The organism is Segetibacter sp. 3557_3, from assembly GCF_004354985.1.
Lineage (GTDB): Bacteria > Bacteroidota > Bacteroidia > Chitinophagales > Chitinophagaceae > Segetibacter.
Genome location: NZ_SMSK01000003.1, coordinates 433,532 through 453,919 on the forward strand (window position 1 = coordinate 433,532; position 20,388 = coordinate 453,919).

Sequence of the window (20,388 nt, forward strand, 5' to 3'; positions counted from 1 at the left end):
CTTAAATCGATTTCATGAGAGCTTGTGTTTTATTCTTTCTCAGACTATCCGGGTATTGGCTGCTTATCTTTTGTTTGCAGGTCTTTTCCTCAACTGCGCAAACAGTTGGTAAAACTCCCGGGGGCGCTTCATTGGACCAGCAATTTAAAAACCCGGGCAAGTCTGCCAGTCCATGGGTGTTTTGGTATTGGATGAACGGGGCTGTAACAGCAGAAGGGATCACTGCCGATCTCGAGGCAATGAAGCAGGCCGGAATAGGCGGCGCCTACCTCATGCCCATCAAGGATACACTTACTCCGCCGTTGATAACGCCGGCGGTCAGGCAGCTATCCCCCGAATGGTGGAATATGGTTAGTCATGCTATGAAGGACGCCAAGAGATTGGGTATCGAAATCGGTATGCATGTCAGTGATGGGTTTGCTCTTGCAGGCGGGCCATGGATCACCCCCGCAATGTCGATGCAAAAAATTGTTTGGTCAACGAAGCAAGTTGCCGCCGGAACAAACGACATCGTTTTAGAACAGCCTGAAACAATAGAAAGTTATTACGAGGATATAGCTGTTTATGCTTATCCCACCCAGGAAGGAACCGTTGCATCTACCCGGACGACTAAGCCCATCATTACGGGCAGCAAGCCGGATAGTGCATTGCAACAGCTCGCCGATCCGGCCAATACCCGTACTTACAACGCTGATGATAAAGGTTGGATACAATATGCTTTTGACCGGCCGTTTACCTGCCGGACCATCATTATCAGAAGTCGCAACAATTACCAGGTTAACCGGATGTTGATCGAAGTCAGCGATGATGGAATCAACTATCGTTCTCTCGGCAGGCTTGATCCGCCGAGGCATGGCTGGCAGGATTGGGATGCCAATTATACCCATTCGATACCAGCGGTTACAGCCAGGTTTTTCCGTTTTACTTACGATAAAACCGGGTCTGAACCCGGGTCTGAAGACCTGGATGCCGCTAAATGGAAACCTTCATTCAAACTTACCGGTATCGAGCTTTCTGCGGAACCCCGCATACATCAGTATGAAGGTAAGAATGGTGAAGTATGGCGGGTAAGTAAAAGGTCGACAGACAGGGAGTTACCAGCAGCGCTGTGTCTCCCATTAAACAAGATCGTGAACCTGACGGGTAAAATGGATAAATCAGGCCGGCTGAACTGGACCCTTCCAGCTGGTAAATGGACGATCCTTAGGATTGGGCATACCTCAACGGGTCATCGTAACGATACCGGCGGCGGAGGAAAGGGACTTGAATGTGATAAGTTTGATGAACGTGCCATTCGCACCCAGTTCAACGGCTGGTATGGGCAGGTGTTCGAAAAGGTTCCTGCTGATCTCACGGCTGCTGTCCTGAAGGTATTTCATGTCGACAGTTGGGAATGCGGTAGCCAGAACTGGTCGCCCGTATTTCGCGATGCCTTTCAAAAACGTCGGGGCTACGACCTGCTGCCTTACCTGCCGGTTTTGACCGGCCTTCCAATAGAATCAGCAGCATTTTCGGAAGGTGTATTATACGACGTCAGGCGTACCATTGCTGAACTCGTTGCCGAAAACTTTTATGTAACCCTTGCAAAACTTGCCCGCGAAAAGGGGGTGACTTTTACCGCAGAAAGCGTTGCACCAACCATGGTTAGCGACGGAATGCTGCATTATAAACACGTTGACATACCAATGGGCGAATTCTGGTTACGCAGTCCAACCCATGATAAGCCAAATGATATGATGGATGCAATTTCGGGTGCCCACATCTATGGCAAAAACATCATCCAGGCAGAAGCGTTCACCGAATTACGAATGTCATGGGATGAACATCCGGGCATGTTGAAAACCATTGCGGACCGCAACTATGCATTGGGAATTAACAAGCTGGTATACCACGTGTTTACGCACAATCCGTGGTTAAACCGCAAGCCAGGTATGACCCTTGACGCCATAGGACTTTACATTCAAAGGGATCAAACCTGGTGGAAACAGGCAAAAGCCTGGGTCGATTACGCAAAACGCTGCCAGGCCTTGCTACAGTTTGGCCGCCCCGCAGCGGATGTCGCCGTTTTCTCCGGTGAAGAGTACCCCTTGCGTTCGGTACTTCCGGATCGGCTGGTTGCTGCCCTGCCAGGTATATTCGGCAAAGGCACCGTTGAAAAGGAACAAGAACGGCTAGCCAATAGGGGTGAGCCGTTGCGTACCCTTCCACAAGGGGTCGTACATTCCGCTAACATGGCTGACCCTGAAAACTGGATAGATCCGATGCGTGGATATGCTTACGACTCCTACAATCCCGATGTTTTGTTGAACCACACAAGAGTAACAAATGGAAGAATAATAAGCACTGGTGGAAGCTATGGTGTTTTAGTGTTACCAGGTATTACGAGGCTAAATCCAAATGGATCGGTAATGAGTGTTCCCATAGCTAACAAACTCCTTAAGATGCTCAATGATGGTGCAAACATCATCATCAACCACTCACCGGATATGATTGCTGGCGCAAAAGATCTGCCTGCCGGCGATCAACCTTTAAAGACCATCGCAGAACTAATGCAGCAAGCTGGAGCAGGGGGCAAAAACGTGGGTAAGGGTAAGTTGTTTGCAGGTGTGTTTAACCAGGCGGATTTCAGTGCCATGGGAATAGCCAAAGACTTTATAGCTACGCAGGCTGATACGATCGTAACCGGTCTCGCATGGACACATCGCTTTGCTCCCGGTGTAGACATCTATTTCATCTCAAACCAGGATAGCGTTTCAAAGTTGGTCAACCTTTCTCTTCGGGTTAGTGGCCGTAAGCCGGAAATCTTCGATCCGGTATCCGGAGACATTTACGAAGCAGGTTCATGGAAGATCGCTAATGGAAGAACATCACTGCCGGTAAAGCTTGAAGCGAATGGATCCCTGTTTGTTGTTTTTCGCGAACCTGTCAAAGCATTGTCGTCGGTAAACAAGAACAACTGGCCACAATCGTCTGTTGCGCAGGTAATCAACGGAAGCTGGAAGGTGAAGTTTGATGCGGGGTTAGGCGGTCCGGCTCAGCAGGTTGTTTTTGATCAGCTTTCAGATTGGTCGAAACACAACGATCCAGCAATTCGCAATTACTCGGGTACCGCCACCTATCACAATACTTTCAACGCCAACATCAGTGCTTCAAGAACATGGCTTAACGTAGGAAAAGTTGCAAACATCGCCGATGTATATGTAAATAATATTTTTTGCGGTACTGCCTGGACACCGCCCTTTAAAGTTGATATCACAAAAGCACTGAAGAAGGGAATCAATACAGTTCGAATCGATGTGGTGAATACCTGGGCAAATCGCCTAATGGGTGATCATGACTTGCCGGAAAATAAACGCGTCACGCAAACCGAATCACCTTACCGGCTCGAAGGCAAACCATTGTTAGAAGCCGGTTTGTTCGGCCCTGTACAATTGGAGATCTCCCGCTAGAGCAATTCTACTGTCCGGTTTCAATGAACTCATGCCGCACTGATCTGTAATAGGTGTATGACAGCTGGTCAACTTAATGAAACAAACAAAACAACCCCGCTTAAAAGATGGTCCCTGTATGCCATGGCGGTACTATATACAGCAGCCGGGGTAAACCATTTCATCAACCCAAAGGTCTACGTAAGCATAATGCCACCATGGTTACACTGGCATCATCAACTTGTAATTATTAGTGGAATTGTGGAAGTCGGGCTTGGTGTCCTACTGCTTTTGCCAGCAACCAGGAGGTTTGCAGCGGTTGGTATCATCGTGTTGTTGATTGCAGTATTCCCGGCTAACGTCCAGATGATGTTAAACTATACCCGGGAACAACACCCGGCCGCCTGGATCGCCATACTTCGACTGCCCCTGCAGGCACTTTTAATATGGTGGGCGTATACGCATGTAAGATTGCGGAAGTAAAAAGTCAAATGTCAAAAGTCAAAAGTAAAAAGTAAAAAGTCCACGCCGATCACATCTCGTATTTAGCTACAATCAACATAGCACAAACCCATTAAACATTTAACATACAACACTCAACATAATCCAAGCGACTCCTCCTTCCTCAGAACGACAAAAAGTTCAAGTCCCATCACTTATCACTTAGTTCTGCATTCAACATATAACATTGAACATAGCTTGAATTACTCATAATTCTTAACGCATAACTCTCAACTTCTTTCCCCGCATCATTTTTTCATTCAACATATAACATACAACATTCAACATAATTCAAGCGATTTCCTCGTCGAAACGACAAAACCTTCACGTCCCATCACTCAACTCTCATCACTCATCACTTTCTCCATTCAACATATAAAATACAACATTCATCATAATTCAAGCGACTCATAATTCTCAATTCCTAACTCTTAACTTCTTTCCTCTCCTCATCGGCTCAGTCTTAGCCAAACCGACATATCACCGAAGGCACGATTGCCCCAGGCATAATACGGTACAAGTTTAACCGGTACTTCAACAGGATCTTTGTCGGAAACTTCTTTGTATAAGGTTCCCTTCCAGTCTTTCTGACCGATCACCTTTGCCTTGCCTTCCAATATCATAACATCACTATTGGCGATTTTAACCAGCTTAGGTTGAAAATTGGTTTTCGCAGCAATCCCAAGGTCGAATACTTTGGTGTCCTTCGGTATGTCAACCGCTTCAAGGCAGTACACAATTGGCCCTCTTTTCACCGCCACCTGGTTGCGGGTTTCTTCAACCATAGGATTTGCTTCAATCAACGAAGCTTTCATGGGTAATACCAGCTCAACCTTGTCGCCGGCCTTCCAGGTACGCTTCACCGAGGCGTAAGTACCTGGTTCAAGACCCGTTTGAAAAGGCTTGCCATTGACCATTAGTTTAGCGCCCTTTGCCCATCCTGGTATGCGAAGCATAAACGCAAAGGATTGCGCAGGTGCCTTCTCTATATTAATTACAATATTGCCGTCCCAGGGGTAATTGGTAACCTGTGTAAGTGCAACGGGGCTGCCATCTTTAAGGTTGGTGTTTAAAGTGCTGCCACCATAAAGGTTCAGCCAAACACCTTCGTCTGAAAGACTGTAAGCGTAGTTATTTACTTCAGCAACGGTACGAACAACGTTTGGCGGGCAACAATTTGAAAGGCCGATATATGGTACCCGCTCTTTTGACCACCGCTGTATTGTGGGTGACTCTTCGGAATACGCAAGTGGATTGGTATAAAGAAATTTGGTGCCATCGAGACTTATACCAGAAAGCACGCTGTTGTACAACGCAAGTTCCATCACATCTGCATAACGTGCTTCGCCGGTAAGTTTAAGCATACGCCAGTTCCACAATACATTACCAATGTTTGCGCAGGTTTCATTATGTGCCGTAAGGTTGGGTAACTGGTAGTCGCGGCCATAAGCCTGGTGTAATTTCTCAACGTTGTCGGGGTTATACGATGTACCATCATTAGATACGCCATCATACAGTGCACCACAGCCACCGGTGATATACATCTTGTGGTTAACCACATCATCCCACATCCGGTTTAAGGTATTCAACAGCGATGTGTCGCCATTTTCGGCATAAAGATCCGCGGCACCTGCAAAAAGGTAGTTTGCCCTTACGGCATGTCCAACCACCTCTTTCATGTCGCGAAATTTGTAGCGGTCAGAGTTGTCATCTGTTCCGGGGGCAACCCCACGAATGTCAATCAGCTTTTTGGCCAGCTCAACATACTTGGGTTCTTTCGTGGTACGATACATTTCGATGATGCCCATATAATGCGAGGGACATATCGCGTTGCGCGCAATTTCAGGTGAAGTGTTTTGGTAGAAGTTGTAAAGGTATTCAGTAGCTTTTTTAGCCACATCCAACAGGTTGGTTTTGCCCGTTGCACGATAGTGAACACAGGCGGCGGTCATCAGGTGCCCGATATTATAAGCCTCAAAACTTAGCCGGTCGTCAAACTGCCTTTTCTTGCCGGTTTTCATTTGTTCAATGGTCGACTTGGTATAGATATAACCATCTTCACGCTGAACTTTGGCAATTGTTGCAATGGCTTTATCCATCATTTGATCAAGCTTTGGATCTTTCGTGGATGCATACAAGCTCGCCATTGCCTCAAGTGTTTTGTAGTAATCACCATCGTGAAACGATGGACCCTTGTGCGAACCCGTATCAATGCCCGCAGCTATTTCAAAATTTTTAAAAGCATGACTGATCTTTGGATCGTTGTAGATGTTCCACATGTTTGGAACCATCGACGTTTTGCAAACTTCAAACCGGTCAGCCCAAAAGCCTTTCGTCCATTTTACGTCCTGCATGTTTACGCTGCTAAGCCGGGCATGGGTGCTGGCCGAGGTATTTACAAGCGACTTCGTTTGGGCAAGTGCAGGCATGCACGCAAGCAAACCAACGGAAAGGGCAATCGTAGTACTTAGTTTCATATGTAACATGGTCAATAAACTTCTTTTTGGTTACCGGCCTACCACTTGGTGGCGACTTCCTTGCCAGGTCCGCCCGGCCTGCCATTCGGACGGGCTCAGTTCAAAGGCAAACCATTGGGCACCTTAGTGAGCAACCAGCAACAAGCTTCTTACTTTATTGAAAGCTGGTTAGTTTAATGGAGAAAACACCAGTTTGGGTTGTTTAGCAGGATGCCTGGTAATAATATTTAGCTGGAAACAACCACGCACCTAGCAGGGTACGAATATCCTAAACAATTTACCATAGCCGACACAAACAAATACTAAAAAGCTAATTTAAGTATAAGTTAAGTACGTCCTGTTCCCGCTCTTTCGGCAGCACTTTCATCCACTCAATCTTGCCTTGTTTTAAGCTTGCTTCAACAGTGGTGTTGTATGGTGCATGTAGTTTAAAGTGAACATCCCATTCTTTAGGCCATGCAGGAAAAAGCATGATTCTTTTGCCATCGGTTTGCAGCAACATTTCCTGTAAGCCAATCATTCCTGCGCCGCCCCAGTTTTGATCGGGTGTCCAATCGTAACCCGGACCCCAAAAGGCGGGAAACCGCCTGCCGGAGTTTTTCAACTTAAGCGTATTGAGTCGAACTGCTTCTTCGGTAAGGCCAAGTCTTGCCGCAAAGATGTTATCCTGTTTCCACCCTACATGACTCTTGAATTTTACCACGTTTGTATCATACAGGTAAGTATTGCGGGCGGTGTCGAGGCCGGGCTTGCCGACACCGTAAATGCCCCACGGAAATACCGGGTAGAGCTGCGGCGACTCGGTATTGTTTATTCGTTCCCATAAACGTGCCGGCGCGATCGTTGTCTTGCCACCAAATGTTGCAAAGCTGATGGGTGGTATACGCGATAACATTGCGCTGAAATACTTGCGCTCGGTGCTATCGAGGTAACTCCCTTCAAGCGAAAGCAAACCGGTCAATACTGTTTTAAGTCCACTAACCGTAGAGCTTGGATTGTAGGCCATCTTGTATGTTTCCGCTGCGGAACCCGGATATATTACCAGCTGTCCATTCCCATCAAGGTTTTTGCTGCCGCGGTTTTTTGCGAGGTACTGGTAGTGTTCGTCAAAAAAAAGGAGTGAACTTTTTATCAGCGAAAGGTACTGGCTAATGTCCTTGCCTCCATAACGTCGAGTCTCAAGGATCATCCAGCAAAACTCCAGTACGGTATCCCATTCGTATTCGAGCCAGGCATTGTATTCCATTCCCCTGTCGTAATCTGCCGGGCGTTTCCAGCCATACTCCGAGGGATTTGGCAGGCCAAAGTTTTCCATTTGTTCAGAAAAAGAAGCCCCCTTGTGGCCCCAGTAAGCGGCTGTTCGAAATTCAGCATTGCGCAATATGCTGTTGTAAAAGTCGAACTGCGGTTTCATGAGGTCGAGGTCCCCACTCTTAAGCATCGGAAAATAAACCAGCCGTTGATTTTGCGCGGTAAATGTTCCACCACCCCATGTTCTGTAATCTGGTGTAAAAGCCAATGCTGAATCTGTTTGAGCGGGGTCGTAGGTGAACAATCCACCGTTCGACTTTGTGGGGTAAGAACCCGTAAGATTACAACCAAGCATATAGCGCATCAGCTGGTAGTTCCGTCCAACCTGCCATGCAGCCGACGAGTCGGCACGCTCTCCCGGTTGAATAAAAATAAAGCTGCGGTTCCAGAAGTTTTGCCACCAATTTATACTTTGCTTGGATGCCGTTGCTGCTGTTTTGTTGGCCTGTTTAATCAAAGAGTCAAGGCCCTGTTTCCACATCTGTTGACCAGGTGCCTGCGCGGTATGCAGGTAAACAGTAAGCTCATGTGTACGGCTTGCCCGTGAACTTTGAAGACTCCAGCCTTTGAAGTCGGTATCGAGGTATTTGCCTTCTGCAATACCGGCGGGCTTCATGCCGCGGCCTTCTATGCGGCCGCCTATAGTAAGGTCGCGAAGCGGGTTAAACAGGCGGTGGCTAATGCTGTCCAGCCCTTGTTGTTTCACAGTAACGTTGAAGATCGATTGGGGCCTGTTGCGATGGTAGAATTCAATGCCATTAGCTATAAAGTTAATGCTGTCCTTGTAAGTAATTATTTCACCCTGGGGTGCCCATTTATAGGAAGTGCCATTGTTAGCCCTGCCTTTAACTGGTCTGTCGCGATAACGCCAGCTTTCAAAAGTCGCCCTTGCCTGTACTGGCCGGCTGCTGTTTACAGCAACATGAATGACCGGCTTAAATACATCAACCCATAAAGTGACTTCGGTACGAAGTGCATTGTCGTTACCGGAAATCTTCACGCGACCATCCTGCAAGGTGAGCTCCTGCCTGAAATCTTTACTAAATGGATTTGGCGAAAGGCTGAGCCGCACACGACCATGTTTTAGCAAGGTATTATGCTCATCAAATGATCCGCTTCTGCCGATGTAAAAAAGAATGTCGCCATTTTCCGTCCATACGTTTAAGCCCACGTCGCCACCACCACATGGCATCGACGATCCTGAGTTGCTGCTCTGACTTGTCCATGCAATATTATTGTTGGCAATACCCACCGGTTGTGCCGATAAATTTGAAGCGCAAAAAAAAGCGAGCAACACTATAAGGGCTGGGCGGCAGCCATGGCGGTGCTTCGGCGAAAATGCTATAGCGACAGGGGTTGCCAGTAAACAAAGAAAGTTGATTGAACCAAAGACCAGCGATGCCATGGAAAACTGCCTTTGAACCGAGCGTGGCAACGATGTGCCACATTGGTCCATCGCTGGTACCATAAAAAAAATCTTCAAGATCGGTAGCTTTTTTATGAACGGATCGTTGTGAGTCGTATGTTATGATAAACTGAATAATAGGGTGTTCGGGAGTTGGATTAGCACACTAAGCCAAATGCCGAATTTAGCTCAAACGGTTACCGGCTGTAAAGTAAAGCAAATATCGTTTTTGGCACTTGTGAAAAGATTGCATTTCGTAGATGTACAACAAGCGTTAACTGCCTGAAAGTAATCCTGCGAAGGGATTGAAACACCGGGTGGGTAGAAGCGAAACAGGGGTAAGTCAAGTAGAATCGCCATACAGCAGCCTGTGTACTGGTTTACAGATGGAGATTAAAATCAAGTTCAACGTCTGTTTCGGCAAAAGCAACGCAGGTTAATACCAGGCCTTTCCGCAGGTCCCTTTCGGTGAGCACCTCGTTGATACTCATTTTTACGCGGCCGGTTTTGCAGATCGCTGCACAGGTACTACACCTGCCCCCACGGCAACTGTAGGGTAATACAACCCCATGCATTAGTGCTGCCTGTAAAATGTTTTGGGGGTATGCGACAGGAAACCTGAAGTACTCATTTTTCAGGTGCACACCAACCGTCTTTGGCGTTACATCGGTCATCAATGGTGGGGGCGGTACTGCACTTACGGTAAAGTTCTCGCGGCTTACCTGGTCATCAACATAGCCTATGAAGCGAAGGGTAATATAAACCATTTGCATAAACGCTATTGGCCCGCAAAGGTAGAAGTGCACCGGGGTGGTGCCGGCGTATTGCTGCAACAACTGCTCAACAACCCAATTGTTCAGCCTACGCGGAGCGATAGCTTCATTCAATGGCTGGCTGAAAAGTTCGACAAGCGTGAAGCGATTTGGATACTGCTGCTTTAGCAAAAGCAATTCGTTCCGGAACATGCTTCTATGTTCGTCGGTGTTTTGGTTCACCAATGTAACCTTTGAATGGTGGTGATGAAGGACTGATTTGATTAGTGAAAAAATTGGGGTTATACCAGTGCCCGCTGCTATGAAAAACTGGTGAGCCGTGCCTGTTTCCTCAAGCACAAACCGGCCACCGGGAGGAAGCACATCCAGGACGTCACCCTCCTGTGCATGGTCGAATAGGTGCCTGCTGATGTAACCGTTTTGTATACGCTTGATGGTGACAAACGGAACCGGGTCGATACCGGGGGTTGAGCTGAAAGAGTAAGAACGGCGTACCTCTTTGCCATCGATCTCGAGCATGAACGTGATGAACTGACCGGCTTTGTAGGTTAGCGCACCCGTAAGTGGCTCAAGGTAAAATGATTTGCTGTCGCCTGTATTTTGCTTGATTGCTGTAATACGTACTTGGAGGTCTTCTATCAAGGGTTGGTCAGTTTGTAAATCGTAGAAAAAAATGTATCGCTAGCCTCAGATAAGTGAGCCAGTTTATGACGGTCTTGCATGTGATTTGATTTTTTAACGTGGCTTCGCACTACACGAGTGTAAACCACATTTCTCTAACAAACTTAAGCAGCGATGGCTGTTGCCGGGCTCAAGCTAGAACAGGGTTTGAACCCCGTTGGCGATTTTGTTTTCATGACTTAACAGCCACTTCTTTCGCCATAAGCCACCTGCATAACCCACGAGCCCACGATCGGTGCCAATTACCCGATGGCAAGGAACAACGATACAAAGCTGGTTTTTACCATTCGTGGAGGCAGCAGCCCTGATCGCTTTTGGGTCACCCAGCTTTTTGGCCAGATCCATATAGCTGATTGTTTTTCCAAACTGGATGCCGATGAGTTCGTTCCAAACACGCGATTGAAACACCGTCCCGTTTTGGTGAACGGCGATATCAAAAAAACGACGTTCGCCGTTAAAGTATTCAATCAACTGCTCAACTGCAGCGGCGAGCAATGGTGTAATTTCGGAAGCAGGCTCAAGGTTGGTTTCGTCGTCGATGAAAGTGATCTCCGTGATGTATTGCGTAGTGGCGCATATTTTTAAAATGCCCAGTGGCGACCTGTAATAAGTATGGTAAACGTCGTTCATTATCCCACTTTTTGCCCGTTTGATACAGGCTTGCCCGGTGCCAATAAAATTACATCATTAACTTCATCGTATACACCCAGCACAAGGCATTCGCTGAAGAAGTTGGCAATTTGTTTAGGTGGAAAATTTACTACTGCAACAACCTGCCTGCCGGTAAGCTCTTCGGGAAGGTAGTGTTTGGTTATTTGTGCCGACGACCGTTTTATGCCGAGTGGGCCAAAGTCAATCACGAGTTGGTAAGACGGCTTCTTTGCTTTTTCAAACATTTTTGCTTCGAGGATCGTACCGGTACGCATATCAACCTTTTCAAAATCTTCCCATGTTAACATAAACGATTAATTTTATCCAAACTTAAAAATAATCATTATGAAAAGACAAGCAACTGCTGTATGGAATGGTTCAGGCAAAGAAGGAAGTGGCCACCTGACCAGTCAAAGTTCAGTTCTTAAAGAGACGCAATATTCGTATAAATCAAGATTTGAACAGGGTGTGGGAACCAATCCCGAAGAACTAATGGCTGCTGCCCATGCAGGTTGTTTTACCATGAAGCTCAGCTTCGTACTCGGAGCTGCAGGCTTTACTCCTGAAAACATTGAAACCAATTGTGCAATCAGTCTTGAAGATGGTGTTATCACCAGCTCACACCTGACTGTTAAAGCAAAGGTGCCTGGCATTACGCCTGAGCAGTTCCAGGCCAGCGCAGATGATGCAAAAGCAAATTGCCCGGTAAGCAAAGCTTATAATATGGAGATTACCATGGAAGCATCGCTAGCATAAACAACAAAGTGCTATACCGTTTATTTACGGATGAAAAATCCTCAATAGTTTTTAATAAAGAAGCCACCGTTTTCGCGGTGGCTTCTTCGTAAAAATTAGTTTACGAACGTTAATGTTTTCTGGTACAAATCGCCCAAAAATGGAACGGGCTTTTCTTCACCATTTACTGCGGCAACAAGGCCAAGTATCCAAAATACCATTAAAACAATAGCTAATAATGGGATGAAGAAAGCAGCAAGCGGAAATATAAAGAAAAGGCTAAACTGGAGAATATATAAGGCCATTCCCGTGAGAAACAGGCCAAGTGTTTGCCGCAGATGAAAGCGGGCAAGTGAACTTTTTACTGCCGAACTGTTGTAATTGACAAGGGCAACGATCCAGCCTATAATGGTGATGTAGCTTAGCCAGGCAATGGTTTTTTGATCCATGATATATGATTTAAAGGTTTAGAGGTTACCGTTAAGATAATAACCCGTTCCGATAAATCAAAGAAGGCTGGAAAAGCCTTTACCGCTATTCATCAAGCAACTTGCTAAGTTCCATCAGCTCATCGTACTTGTACTGATTCTTTGGATTAGCAAAACACTTGGCCAGCTCCTCAAGTTGTGTTTGTATGATTCGCTTGTGCGACATCGGTTTGAAGTAGAAGGGTACAGGAGGAACAGATATACGCTTAAAATAAGACTCGATATCCTTATGCGTAAAGATCTGGCCGCTTATCGCATCAATGTAAAAGTGAATTTTTTCCTGTGGATTACTGTTTTTGTCGTGTTGGTCAAAGTCGTTGTGAAAGAAGGCAAGGATAAATTGTTTGGGAATATTGATAGCCTTCACATTTATGTCGAGCAATTCGCATAACAACAGGTACAGGATACCATTGCTTAGCGCATTACCTTTTTTACTTTCGATTACCTTATGTATAAAAAAGTCGTCAGGATTTTTGTAGCCAACTTCCACCCCTTTAAGGTTATAGTAGTTGTAAACAATACTTGAGATGACGTTTGCCTGTTCGAGCGAGGTTAGGAAACTGTTCAACTCAAGCCACACATTCCGACGTATTCTTTCAAGTTCCTGCAGCACCGGGGCGGTCGCAAGTTCGGGATATTGAAATTTAGCTACCAGCAAAGAACCGAAAAGCAAGTCGTGATAGGGATTGTTCTTCCATTGCGTAAAGTCGTTCTGCAGGTCGTTATAATGGAGTTTATGTATCAGCATTTCTATCCGCTCCTGTACCTCTTCACTTGGCGTGTTTTCCCAAAGGTTCTCCAGGTTAGGAATGATACCTCGGCCATAGTCGACAATACGGTTTGAAACCGTACTGAATACCTCCTGGTCGGGGTCGTCAATCAATGTAAATAAAGCTGATATTTCTCTTGTTTCCTGCATAAAGATGAGCGTAGTAGTTCTGTTTTCGATTTACTATTTACCGTTGTCAATAATCTTAGCCCGTACTTCAAACTAAGTTAATGTTTGCTAAAAGTCAAAGAAGAAGTTATTCTATTGATGTGGATTTCTTTACTAACGATGCATGGTTGTCAGGAAATCGTAAGCTGCAAATCCGGAAGCTAAACTCACTTACACCTTAGCAAAAAGTTTACCATTTAGTGTCAAAACCTAGGTAACAAACTCAAGGCGCAGAGAAAGCGTTTAGTGCTGGTTCACCGAAAGTAAACTAAGGGCTGATTGAGAAGAGCAAGGTATTGCGGGTGGTAGTAAATAGCAGGGGGGTAGGGGGTTTGTTCACATCAGTCCACAAGGTATTGCAACGTGAATAGAAAGGGTCCGGACCAGCTAGGCATGAAAACTACGGGCGATTTCGCCGCATAGATCAGACTCTACCATCTTTTCAGCCATCGAAAACATATTGCAGAATGCTGTCGCATTGCTGATGCCGTGTCCGATAATAACAGGTTTGGCGACTCCTAACACGGGTGTGCCCCCAACTTTTTCGTAGTGAAAACGCGAAAGGTAATCGTCTGTATGCACGTTTCTGGCCTGGGCAATGTCGTACATGCTTTCGGCAAACTTTAGAATGATGTTGCCACTAAACCCATCGCAAACAATAACGTCCGCCTTATCAAAAAGCAGGTCGCGACCTTCGATATTGCCCACAAAACGGATACGATCATTTTCTTTAAGCAACGGGTATGCAGCCTGGCAGAGGATATTGCCTTTGCCTTCCTCTTCGCCCACATTAAGCAAACCTACTTTTGGATCTGCAATTCCGAGGATCGTTTTTGCATATAAGCTTCCGAGGATGGCAAATTGGTTCAGGTTTTCAGGCTTACAATCGGTATTCAATCCAACGTCGAGCAGCATACCCGTTCCGCCATTGAGCTTCGGAAGTATTGTGGAAATGGTTGGGCGTAAAACACCCGGGACAGCTTTTATGCTAAAAAGTGCGCCGACCAGCATTGCACCCGTGTTACCGGCACTAACGAAAGCGTCGATTTTACCAGTAGCCAGCAAATGAAAACCGATGGCAATGGAAGATTGTTGCTTTTCTTTCAGCGCCTTTGTAGGATGCTCGTGCATATCGATGACCTGGGGCGCATGCACAATCCGGGCAGGAAAACCGGAAGGTAGGAGGGGAGTTAGAACTGCTTCGTCGCCAATACAAAATAGATTAGCCGGACGTACTGATTTAGACAAGTAAAGTTGCAAACCTTTCACCGCTTCCAGCGGTGCAAAGTCGCCTCCCATCATGTCTATACCAATATTCATGTCCGGCTAGAATTATATAAAGAACCGAGGTTAAGCTTTCAAAGGAGCCTTCTCTGCTACAACTTTTCCTTTGTAGAACAGTTTACCTTCGCTAACGTGTGCGCGATGGCGAGCGTGCAACTCTCCGGTAGTGCTGTCTTTACTCAACGTTACCGGTTCAGCTTTATAATGGGTTCTTCTTTTTGCACTCCGTTGTTGCGAGTGTCTCCGTTTAGGATTAGGCATAAATCAAAATTTAATTCTGGGCTTTATTGTAAATCTTTAAATTGTTCAAGACCTTTCCAGATGGATTGGGTATCGGACTTTGCGTCGTCTCTCATCTTCTGGAGTTTCTCAAGTACTTCTTTGTTGCATTGTGGTCCGCCGATCTCTTCTTCCTTACACATTTTCTGCATTGGGATGCTTAGATTGATGAATTCGTAAATCCATTCTTCTAAATGCAGGTGACTTTCGGTTCTGCTGATATAATGAACATCTGGATCTTCTTCTTGTATGTTCATTGCTTCGGGATCGTCAACCATCTTCACCAGGATGTTAAATTCATCCCAGAGTTGAAGTTGAAGTGGATTACCACACCTGTCGCAACTCACACGTGCCTTTCCGTCCACATCAAACTTAAGCATCAGAAAGCCCACCTTTTTGTCAAGCTTCAACTTTACCGTTGCCTGGCAATCTGTAAAATCCTGTTGCTGAAAAGGCTCAAAAAACTTATCAGTGATCTCATACGTAAACTCATGCTCACCTGGCTTGAGCCCCACAAAAGCAATCTCGTATTCTCTTCGCTGAGCCATAGTCGGTTTTTAGGGTTGGCAAAGGTATAAGGATTACAACGAAATACCAAACACATTAACTAACATATACCCAGGTGAGCTTTAGGCATCCAGATGATATTAAACCGCAGAAATTGGCTCCCGAACTTTTTCAGTTTAAGCATGTGTACTATCAACATTCACGAAAGATCCTGGCTAGAAACCGCTTATGTGCTTTAATTCCAGCGATCGTGGAACTGGGTGCTGTCGTCAGAAAGAGAAAGCATACTTCAAGATTAGCCCCAAAAAAGCGAAAACACCTCTTAGTACCAACTTTCAGATCCTGTTTGCAAGCGGAAACAGCGCCATAATATTCACAATTCCTTTGAATTCTGCACGATTTATGTGATTACAACTCGGTTTACAACTGCTTATTAGAACCTCAATTTAGTTAAACGCGCTAGTGGTAGCAGGCAAGCTACGGGCATTAGACAATAAAAACATTAAAATTCTATCTTCGAACTGCAATGGACATTGTTCGTCAAAAATCATATAACAAATTCACCTATTACGTGCTTGCAGTTCTGCTGCTATTTGTGTTGGTTATCAAATTGGTCAGCCTTCAACCTGGTTGGATAGAACGATATTACTCCACCGGCATTTACCTTTCGCTTGCTCAGTTTTTCCGGATAATCTTTGGATGGTTACCTTTTAGCATTGGTGATATCCTGTATACTATAGCTGGTTTTTATCTTTTGTTCCGGGTTATTATTAATGTGAGGGCATTGATCCTCAAGCGCATCACGCGGTTGTTGTTTATTAAAAGTGCGGTTCGTACCCTGTTAATAGCAACGTTGGTGTACATCTGCTTTAACTTATTTTGGGGACTCAATTACAACCGGCTTGGTATCGCATACCAACTGGACTTGACCCCTGCCGAGCATACAAAAGCTGACCTTAAAAAAATCACCGCCCTCTTGATCCAGCGGGTTAACGACAGTAGAAAGAAGCTTGATACCAGCATAAAGTACCCCTCCTTTAGAGAGATTTTTAAAAAGTCGCACATTGCCTACCAGTTTGCCGAAAAGAGGTTTCCTTTCCTGCACTATGGCAATGGGTCCATTAAGCGGTCGCTTTATGGTCGAGGGGGAAATTACCTGGGCTTCTTTGGTTATTATAATCCGTTCACCGGAGAGTCGCAGCTTAACCTAACCCAACCACGATTTTTGTTACCGTATGTTACCTGCCATGAGATGGCGCACCAGCTCGGTTATGCAAGCGAAAGTGAAGCTAACTTCGTGGGGTATTTGTCTGCCATAAGCTCGCCAGATGTACTTTTCCACTACTCGGTTTATTTTGAACTCTTCAATTACGCCAACCAGGAGTTGTACCTGCGAGATAGTGTTACAGCCCGGGCAAATTATAAACTGCTGGATACGCTGGTAAAGGTCGACTTTAGAGCGCTAAAAGCTTTTCACAAAAAGTACAAAAATCCATTTGCCCCCATCATTCAATCATTTTACGACCAATACCTGAAAGTCAATCAACAGGATAAAGGCATTGAAAGCTACAACTATGTGGTAGGGCTGTTAATCGCTTTTCAAAAGAAGTTCGGTTATATCTGATACGGTTTCCTGATCCTTGTTCAAGCTTAGAAAAGGTTTTTCCACATCATACTTTCAACCGGCTTGTCCGGCTGTTGGCGGTATTTCGCGTCTTTTTTGTCATTGTACTTTACCTCTATTTCTCCGTCTACCGGAAAGTAAATCAGCTGACCGATGGGCATTCCTTTGTAAATTTTAACCGGTTGCTTCACCGAAATCTCCAGTGTCCAGTTTCCGCAAAAGCCGACATCGCCTTTTCCGGCGGTGGCATGAATATCTATTCCCAACCGTCCGGTTGAAGATTTGCCTTCAAGAAATGGCACATGGGCATGCGTTTCAGTGTATTCCAGGGTGACCCCTAGGTAAAAAACGTGGGGGTAGAGCACAAAACCTTCTTCCGGAATATCAAAACTCTCGATTTCGTTATGACGCTTTGCATCCAATATATGATCCTTATATGTTGCCAGCACTTTTCCCAGGTGAACGTCGTACGAATTACTTCCCAAACATGCCCTGTTAAACGGTTCAAGTTTGATCGTTCCTTTTTGTATTTCTTCCAGTATTCTCTTGTCCGATAAAATCATTGGTGCAATTTTTTTAAACCTGCCTGATATAACCCCGGGGCAATCAAAAATAGCGTTTCGTTGTAAACAGGATTACAAGCTTCAAAAAAATTATGGGTCAGCTGGCCGATTGTTCGATTTATTACCGGCATTTTTGCCAATATCTCCGGCTTTAAAGCCCAAACTTTTGAACAGCAGAAAATATGGGCCTTTACTATCAACAAGATATAAGCAATGCTACCCGGCTTGCGCTTTGGGAAATTCAGGAGCCAGAGCATTTCTTTATGCAACGGGTTCCTTTGCAAAGGGAGATCACCCATCCACATAAGCGGTTGCAACACCTGGCCGGGCGGTACCTATTGCCATTCCTGTTTGCCGATTTTCCGCATGCTGAGATTGAAATTGCGGGTACCCGAAAGCCATTTTTGCCTAACGATCAATATCATTTCTCTATCTCCCACTGCGGCAATTATGCCGCTGCAATTGCCAGCTCAAATGAAAGGGTAGGCGTCGACGTTGAATTGATTACGCCAAGGGTGCAGAACATCAAGCGCAAATTTCTTCATCCCGAGGAGTTGCGCTTTGTGAACGCAATGCCGGCTGAAAGCCAGTTGGAATACCTGACTATTCTATGGAGCGCGAAAGAGGCAATCTATAAGTGGTATGGTCTGGGCCAGGTGGATTTTAGCGAAATGATCCGAACCTTCCCTTTTCAACTGTCGGGTGAAGGCTGGATCCAGTCTGCGTTTTTAAAAGATGAACTCCAGGTAAGCCTCATCGTAAACTACAAAAGGTTAGATAATATGTGCCTGGTTTGGGTGGTCAGTACCTGACTTACAAACTAGCTTGTTGCCGATTTTGGCTTTCATGCAATTTTGAGGGTTACTCTTGCGTCTACCTTAATAAACGTCGACGCCAGTTTACATTTTTCACATTGCCGTGGAACATAATAAACTGGCAACTAATTTGCTATGGGGGCTAACATGAAAAAGCTTTTGCTGTCGCTGGCATTTCTGCCGGTGGGAGGCCTAGTTAAGGCACAACGAACACATATAAATATTTTTGCAGGGGCCGCTAACTACCAGGGTGAACTGCTTTTTGGTGTACAAAGTTCCAAACGATTCACACTGTCACAGGCGAAATTTGCAGCTGGCCTTGGTGTTGAATATGAGCTGTCGAACCATTTGAGTTTGAAAGGCGCGATAACTTTAGGTAAGATCGGTGCTGATGATAAAAGGAGTGCTATTGATCCGTCCCGCAACCTGAATTTTACTTCTTCAATAACCGATGCTTTTGCCGGTGTTCAATACTATATCACTGACCCAATGGAGCATCTGGTAAATCCTTACGTTTTCGCGGGTCTTACTGTATTTCGATTCAATCCTTACACCTCTGACTCGATTAGCAAAAAGATATTTCTACAACCGTTGAGTACCGAAGGTCAGGGCTTTGTTTCTGGCCGGGAACCTTATAAGCTCACCCAACTGGCGTTGCCTTTCGGTGGCGGCTTGAAGTTTTCTCTCACCGACGATTTGCGGATCGGTTTTGAGGTAGGCTTTAGAAAAACGTTCACCGATTACTTAGATGATGTAAGCACCACCTATGTTGATGAGGACCTGCTTCGGGCAAACCGGGGCCAGCGCGCAGTCGATCTCGCATTCAGGGGGGATGAACTCAAGACTGGTGCTACTTACCCGGCGGCCGGAACGGAGCGGGGTATCGCACGTTTTAAAGACTGGTACTACTTCACGGGTATCTCTGCAAGTGTACGACTGAGCAGCGGTGAACAACGTATATCCCGCGGCCGTCTTGGCTGCCCTAAGATATAATGTTTGCCGTTCGAAGGCCAGGGCATTCCCAGACCCAGCATGGTAAGTTCCAGGCATCCCGGCTTCAACTGTTCATGGTCAACTCCAGACGCCATAACCTCGGTTTGTCGAACTTGTCTGACTTTTACTATACTATAATTATATGGGTACAGCAGAACTCGATGGTTTTAATAAGACCATTACCATACACTCAAACATTATCACATACGGCAAAGCTGCTGATGAGCAGCTTACAGGGTTGTTACGGGAAGAAGTCGAGACGCTCTGGAATGAACCCAAAGCTTCAGTTCATATGTTCGGCGAAAATTTCTGTGTTGTATTTTCAATCAACGCTGCACATCAACCCGGCATTGGCATCGAGGAGATTATTGCAAACGTCGACAGCCGGAATAATTACTTCCGGATAGAGGAATATGCACATGGTAACATTTCCTTCGTAGACGGACTGGGCTGCAACACAGGCTACTTCAAACTCGAGAACTTGTATAAAGGTTCCACAACCGCGGCCCATGAATATGGCCATACCCTCGGACTAGATCATCCATACGATCTTGATCACCGTGGCAAAGGGGTTCCCGGTATCATGTTTCCGCGCGGCACCCTCGTGGATCCACAATTCCAATATGATCCGGCGAAACCTGCAGGCGTAACCGGTGGAACGATGCACCCCATGTATCGTAAAGTTTTCGCGACAGATATCCACGCAATCAACCTGCCCCGCCTCAAGTTTTCGAATGGCATAGCTGTAGTTGGAGAATTTACCAATGTCTACCACCACGATCATGCGGACCAGCATTGGGTATAAAAGGTAGCCCGTGTTTGTTGTCCAATCTATTTATAGCTTTATGCCCGGACGAGGCAGTGCTTGCTTTCCAAAGTTTTAGGTTCAGGTACAATGGCAGGGGTGTTTTCATTGCCTATGGCTACTTAAACATG

At 45.8% G+C, this 20,388-nt stretch carries 18 protein-coding genes; 7 read left to right on the forward strand and 11 right to left on the reverse strand.

What is annotated here, in order from left to right:
* Positions 1–14: 14 nt before the first annotated feature.
* Positions 15–3,449, forward strand: coding sequence for a glycosyl hydrolase (locus EXU57_RS07930; RefSeq protein ID WP_133267644.1), 3,435 nt, complete (start codon positions 15–17; stop codon positions 3,447–3,449).
* A 57-nt stretch (positions 3,450–3,506) separates the two neighbouring features.
* Positions 3,507–3,911, forward strand: a complete 405-nt coding sequence (locus tag EXU57_RS07935; RefSeq protein ID WP_133267645.1) for a DoxX family protein — start codon at positions 3,507–3,509, stop codon at positions 3,909–3,911.
* A 467-nt stretch (positions 3,912–4,378) separates the two neighbouring features.
* Here EXU57_RS07935 and EXU57_RS07940 read toward each other — a convergent pair whose 3' ends face one another.
* From EXU57_RS07940 to EXU57_RS07960, 5 genes are all read right to left on the reverse strand, one after another.
* Positions 4,379–6,406 carry a glycoside hydrolase family 127 protein gene (locus EXU57_RS07940; protein ID WP_133267646.1) on the reverse strand — a complete coding sequence of 676 codons (2,028 nt, stop codon included), beginning with the start codon at positions 6,404–6,406 and terminating at the stop codon, positions 4,379–4,381.
* 310 nt (positions 6,407–6,716) lie between these two features.
* Positions 6,717–9,200, reverse strand: a complete 2,484-nt coding sequence (locus tag EXU57_RS07945) for a DUF5703 domain-containing protein (protein WP_243745545.1) — start codon at positions 9,198–9,200, stop codon at positions 6,717–6,719.
* Between the two features lie 302 nt (positions 9,201–9,502).
* Complete coding sequence (locus EXU57_RS07950; RefSeq protein WP_133267647.1) at positions 9,503–10,537, reverse strand: ferredoxin--NADP reductase; 1,035 nt, start codon at positions 10,535–10,537, stop codon at positions 9,503–9,505.
* Between the two features lie 174 nt (positions 10,538–10,711).
* Positions 10,712–11,206, reverse strand: coding sequence for a methylated-DNA--[protein]-cysteine S-methyltransferase (locus tag EXU57_RS07955; protein ID WP_133267648.1), 495 nt, complete (start codon positions 11,204–11,206; stop codon positions 10,712–10,714).
* A complete protein-coding gene (locus EXU57_RS07960) occupies positions 11,206–11,535 on the reverse strand; it encodes a tRNA-binding protein (protein ID WP_133267649.1) in 330 nt (109 codons plus the stop codon). The genes EXU57_RS07955 and EXU57_RS07960 overlap by 1 nt, the downstream gene beginning before the upstream one ends.
* A 37-nt stretch (positions 11,536–11,572) precedes the next feature.
* Here EXU57_RS07960 and EXU57_RS07965 point away from each other — a divergent pair, with 37 nt between their 5' ends.
* The gene (locus EXU57_RS07965; RefSeq protein ID WP_133267650.1) at positions 11,573–11,983 is read left to right on the forward strand and encodes an OsmC family protein; all 411 of its coding nucleotides are present in this window, start codon (positions 11,573–11,575) and stop codon (positions 11,981–11,983) included.
* 95 nt (positions 11,984–12,078) lie between these two features.
* On the opposite strand, the gene EXU57_RS07970 is transcribed toward EXU57_RS07965, so the two are convergent.
* From EXU57_RS07970 to EXU57_RS07990, 5 genes are all read right to left on the reverse strand, one after another.
* The gene (locus tag EXU57_RS07970; RefSeq protein ID WP_207955420.1) at positions 12,079–12,411 is read right to left on the reverse strand and encodes a DUF4870 domain-containing protein; all 333 of its coding nucleotides are present in this window, start codon (positions 12,409–12,411) and stop codon (positions 12,079–12,081) included.
* Positions 12,412–12,496: 85 nt separating this feature from the next.
* Positions 12,497–13,369 (reverse strand): transglutaminase family protein, encoded by an 873-nt coding sequence (locus EXU57_RS07975; RefSeq protein ID WP_133267652.1) that lies wholly within the window; start codon positions 13,367–13,369, stop codon positions 12,497–12,499.
* A gap of 405 nt (positions 13,370–13,774) precedes the next feature.
* Positions 13,775–14,707, reverse strand: a complete 933-nt coding sequence (plsX, locus tag EXU57_RS07980) for a phosphate acyltransferase PlsX (RefSeq protein ID WP_133267653.1) — start codon at positions 14,705–14,707, stop codon at positions 13,775–13,777.
* A 30-nt stretch (positions 14,708–14,737) separates the two neighbouring features.
* On the reverse strand, positions 14,738–14,932 hold the full coding sequence (gene rpmF / locus EXU57_RS07985) for a 50S ribosomal protein L32 (protein WP_133267654.1): 195 nt from the start codon (positions 14,930–14,932) through the stop codon (positions 14,738–14,740).
* A 23-nt stretch (positions 14,933–14,955) separates the two neighbouring features.
* Positions 14,956–15,498, reverse strand: coding sequence for a YceD family protein (locus EXU57_RS07990; RefSeq protein ID WP_133267655.1), 543 nt, complete (start codon positions 15,496–15,498; stop codon positions 14,956–14,958).
* 485 nt (positions 15,499–15,983) lie between these two features.
* Between EXU57_RS07990 and EXU57_RS07995 the strand changes: the two genes are divergently transcribed.
* Positions 15,984–17,081, forward strand: a complete 1,098-nt coding sequence (locus EXU57_RS07995; protein ID WP_133267656.1) for a DUF3810 domain-containing protein — start codon at positions 15,984–15,986, stop codon at positions 17,079–17,081.
* A gap of 26 nt (positions 17,082–17,107) precedes the next feature.
* Here the strand turns inward: EXU57_RS07995 and dcd are convergent, their stop codons facing one another.
* On the reverse strand, positions 17,108–17,644 hold the full coding sequence (gene dcd / locus EXU57_RS08000; RefSeq protein ID WP_133267657.1) for a dCTP deaminase: 537 nt from the start codon (positions 17,642–17,644) through the stop codon (positions 17,108–17,110).
* Positions 17,645–17,826: 182 nt separating this feature from the next.
* On the opposite strand from dcd, the gene EXU57_RS08005 reads away from it, so the two are divergent.
* The 3 genes from EXU57_RS08005 (at position 17,827) to EXU57_RS08015 (ending at position 20,257) form a co-directional block, all read left to right on the forward strand.
* Positions 17,827–18,456 (forward strand): 4'-phosphopantetheinyl transferase family protein, encoded by a 630-nt coding sequence (locus EXU57_RS08005; RefSeq protein WP_133267658.1) that lies wholly within the window; start codon positions 17,827–17,829, stop codon positions 18,454–18,456.
* A gap of 150 nt (positions 18,457–18,606) precedes the next feature.
* The gene (locus EXU57_RS08010) at positions 18,607–19,452 is read left to right on the forward strand and encodes a DUF6089 family protein (protein WP_165958072.1); all 846 of its coding nucleotides are present in this window, start codon (positions 18,607–18,609) and stop codon (positions 19,450–19,452) included.
* A 142-nt stretch (positions 19,453–19,594) separates the two neighbouring features.
* On the forward strand, positions 19,595–20,257 hold the full coding sequence (locus EXU57_RS08015) for a peptidase M10 (protein ID WP_133267660.1): 663 nt from the start codon (positions 19,595–19,597) through the stop codon (positions 20,255–20,257).
* The last annotated feature ends 131 nt before the right edge of the window (positions 20,258–20,388 follow it).

What these genes read in the sequence shown, in the direction of transcription:
- EXU57_RS08015 (WP_133267660.1), top strand. Translation starts at nt 19,595, where the DNA reads ATGGGTACAGCAGAACTCGATGGTTTTAATAAGACCATTACCATACAC.
- EXU57_RS07935 (WP_133267645.1), top strand. Translation starts at nt 3,507, where the DNA reads ATGACAGCTGGTCAACTTAATGAAACAAACAAAACAACCCCGCTTAAA.
- EXU57_RS07940 (WP_133267646.1), bottom strand. Translation starts at nt 6,406, where the DNA reads ATGAAACTAAGTACTACGATTGCCCTTTCCGTTGGTTTGCTTGCGTGC.
- EXU57_RS08005 (WP_133267658.1), top strand. Translation starts at nt 17,827, where the DNA reads ATGGGCCTTTACTATCAACAAGATATAAGCAATGCTACCCGGCTTGCG.
- EXU57_RS08010 (WP_165958072.1), top strand. Translation starts at nt 18,607, where the DNA reads ATGAAAAAGCTTTTGCTGTCGCTGGCATTTCTGCCGGTGGGAGGCCTA.
- EXU57_RS07960 (WP_133267649.1), bottom strand. Translation starts at nt 11,535, where the DNA reads ATGTTAACATGGGAAGATTTTGAAAAGGTTGATATGCGTACCGGTACG.
- rpmF (WP_133267654.1), bottom strand. Translation starts at nt 14,932, where the DNA reads ATGCCTAATCCTAAACGGAGACACTCGCAACAACGGAGTGCAAAAAGA.
- dcd (WP_133267657.1), bottom strand. Translation starts at nt 17,644, where the DNA reads ATGATTTTATCGGACAAGAGAATACTGGAAGAAATACAAAAAGGAACG.
- EXU57_RS07955 (WP_133267648.1), bottom strand. Translation starts at nt 11,206, where the DNA reads ATGAACGACGTTTACCATACTTATTACAGGTCGCCACTGGGCATTTTA.
- EXU57_RS07965 (WP_133267650.1), top strand. Translation starts at nt 11,573, where the DNA reads ATGAAAAGACAAGCAACTGCTGTATGGAATGGTTCAGGCAAAGAAGGA.
- plsX (WP_133267653.1), bottom strand. Translation starts at nt 14,707, where the DNA reads ATGAATATTGGTATAGACATGATGGGAGGCGACTTTGCACCGCTGGAA.
- EXU57_RS07970 (WP_207955420.1), bottom strand. Translation starts at nt 12,411, where the DNA reads ATGGATCAAAAAACCATTGCCTGGCTAAGCTACATCACCATTATAGGC.
- EXU57_RS07990 (WP_133267655.1), bottom strand. Translation starts at nt 15,498, where the DNA reads ATGGCTCAGCGAAGAGAATACGAGATTGCTTTTGTGGGGCTCAAGCCA.
- EXU57_RS07995 (WP_133267656.1), top strand. Translation starts at nt 15,984, where the DNA reads ATGGACATTGTTCGTCAAAAATCATATAACAAATTCACCTATTACGTG.
- EXU57_RS07975 (WP_133267652.1), bottom strand. Translation starts at nt 13,369, where the DNA reads ATGCAGGAAACAAGAGAAATATCAGCTTTATTTACATTGATTGACGAC.
- EXU57_RS07930 (WP_133267644.1), top strand. Translation starts at nt 15, where the DNA reads ATGAGAGCTTGTGTTTTATTCTTTCTCAGACTATCCGGGTATTGGCTG.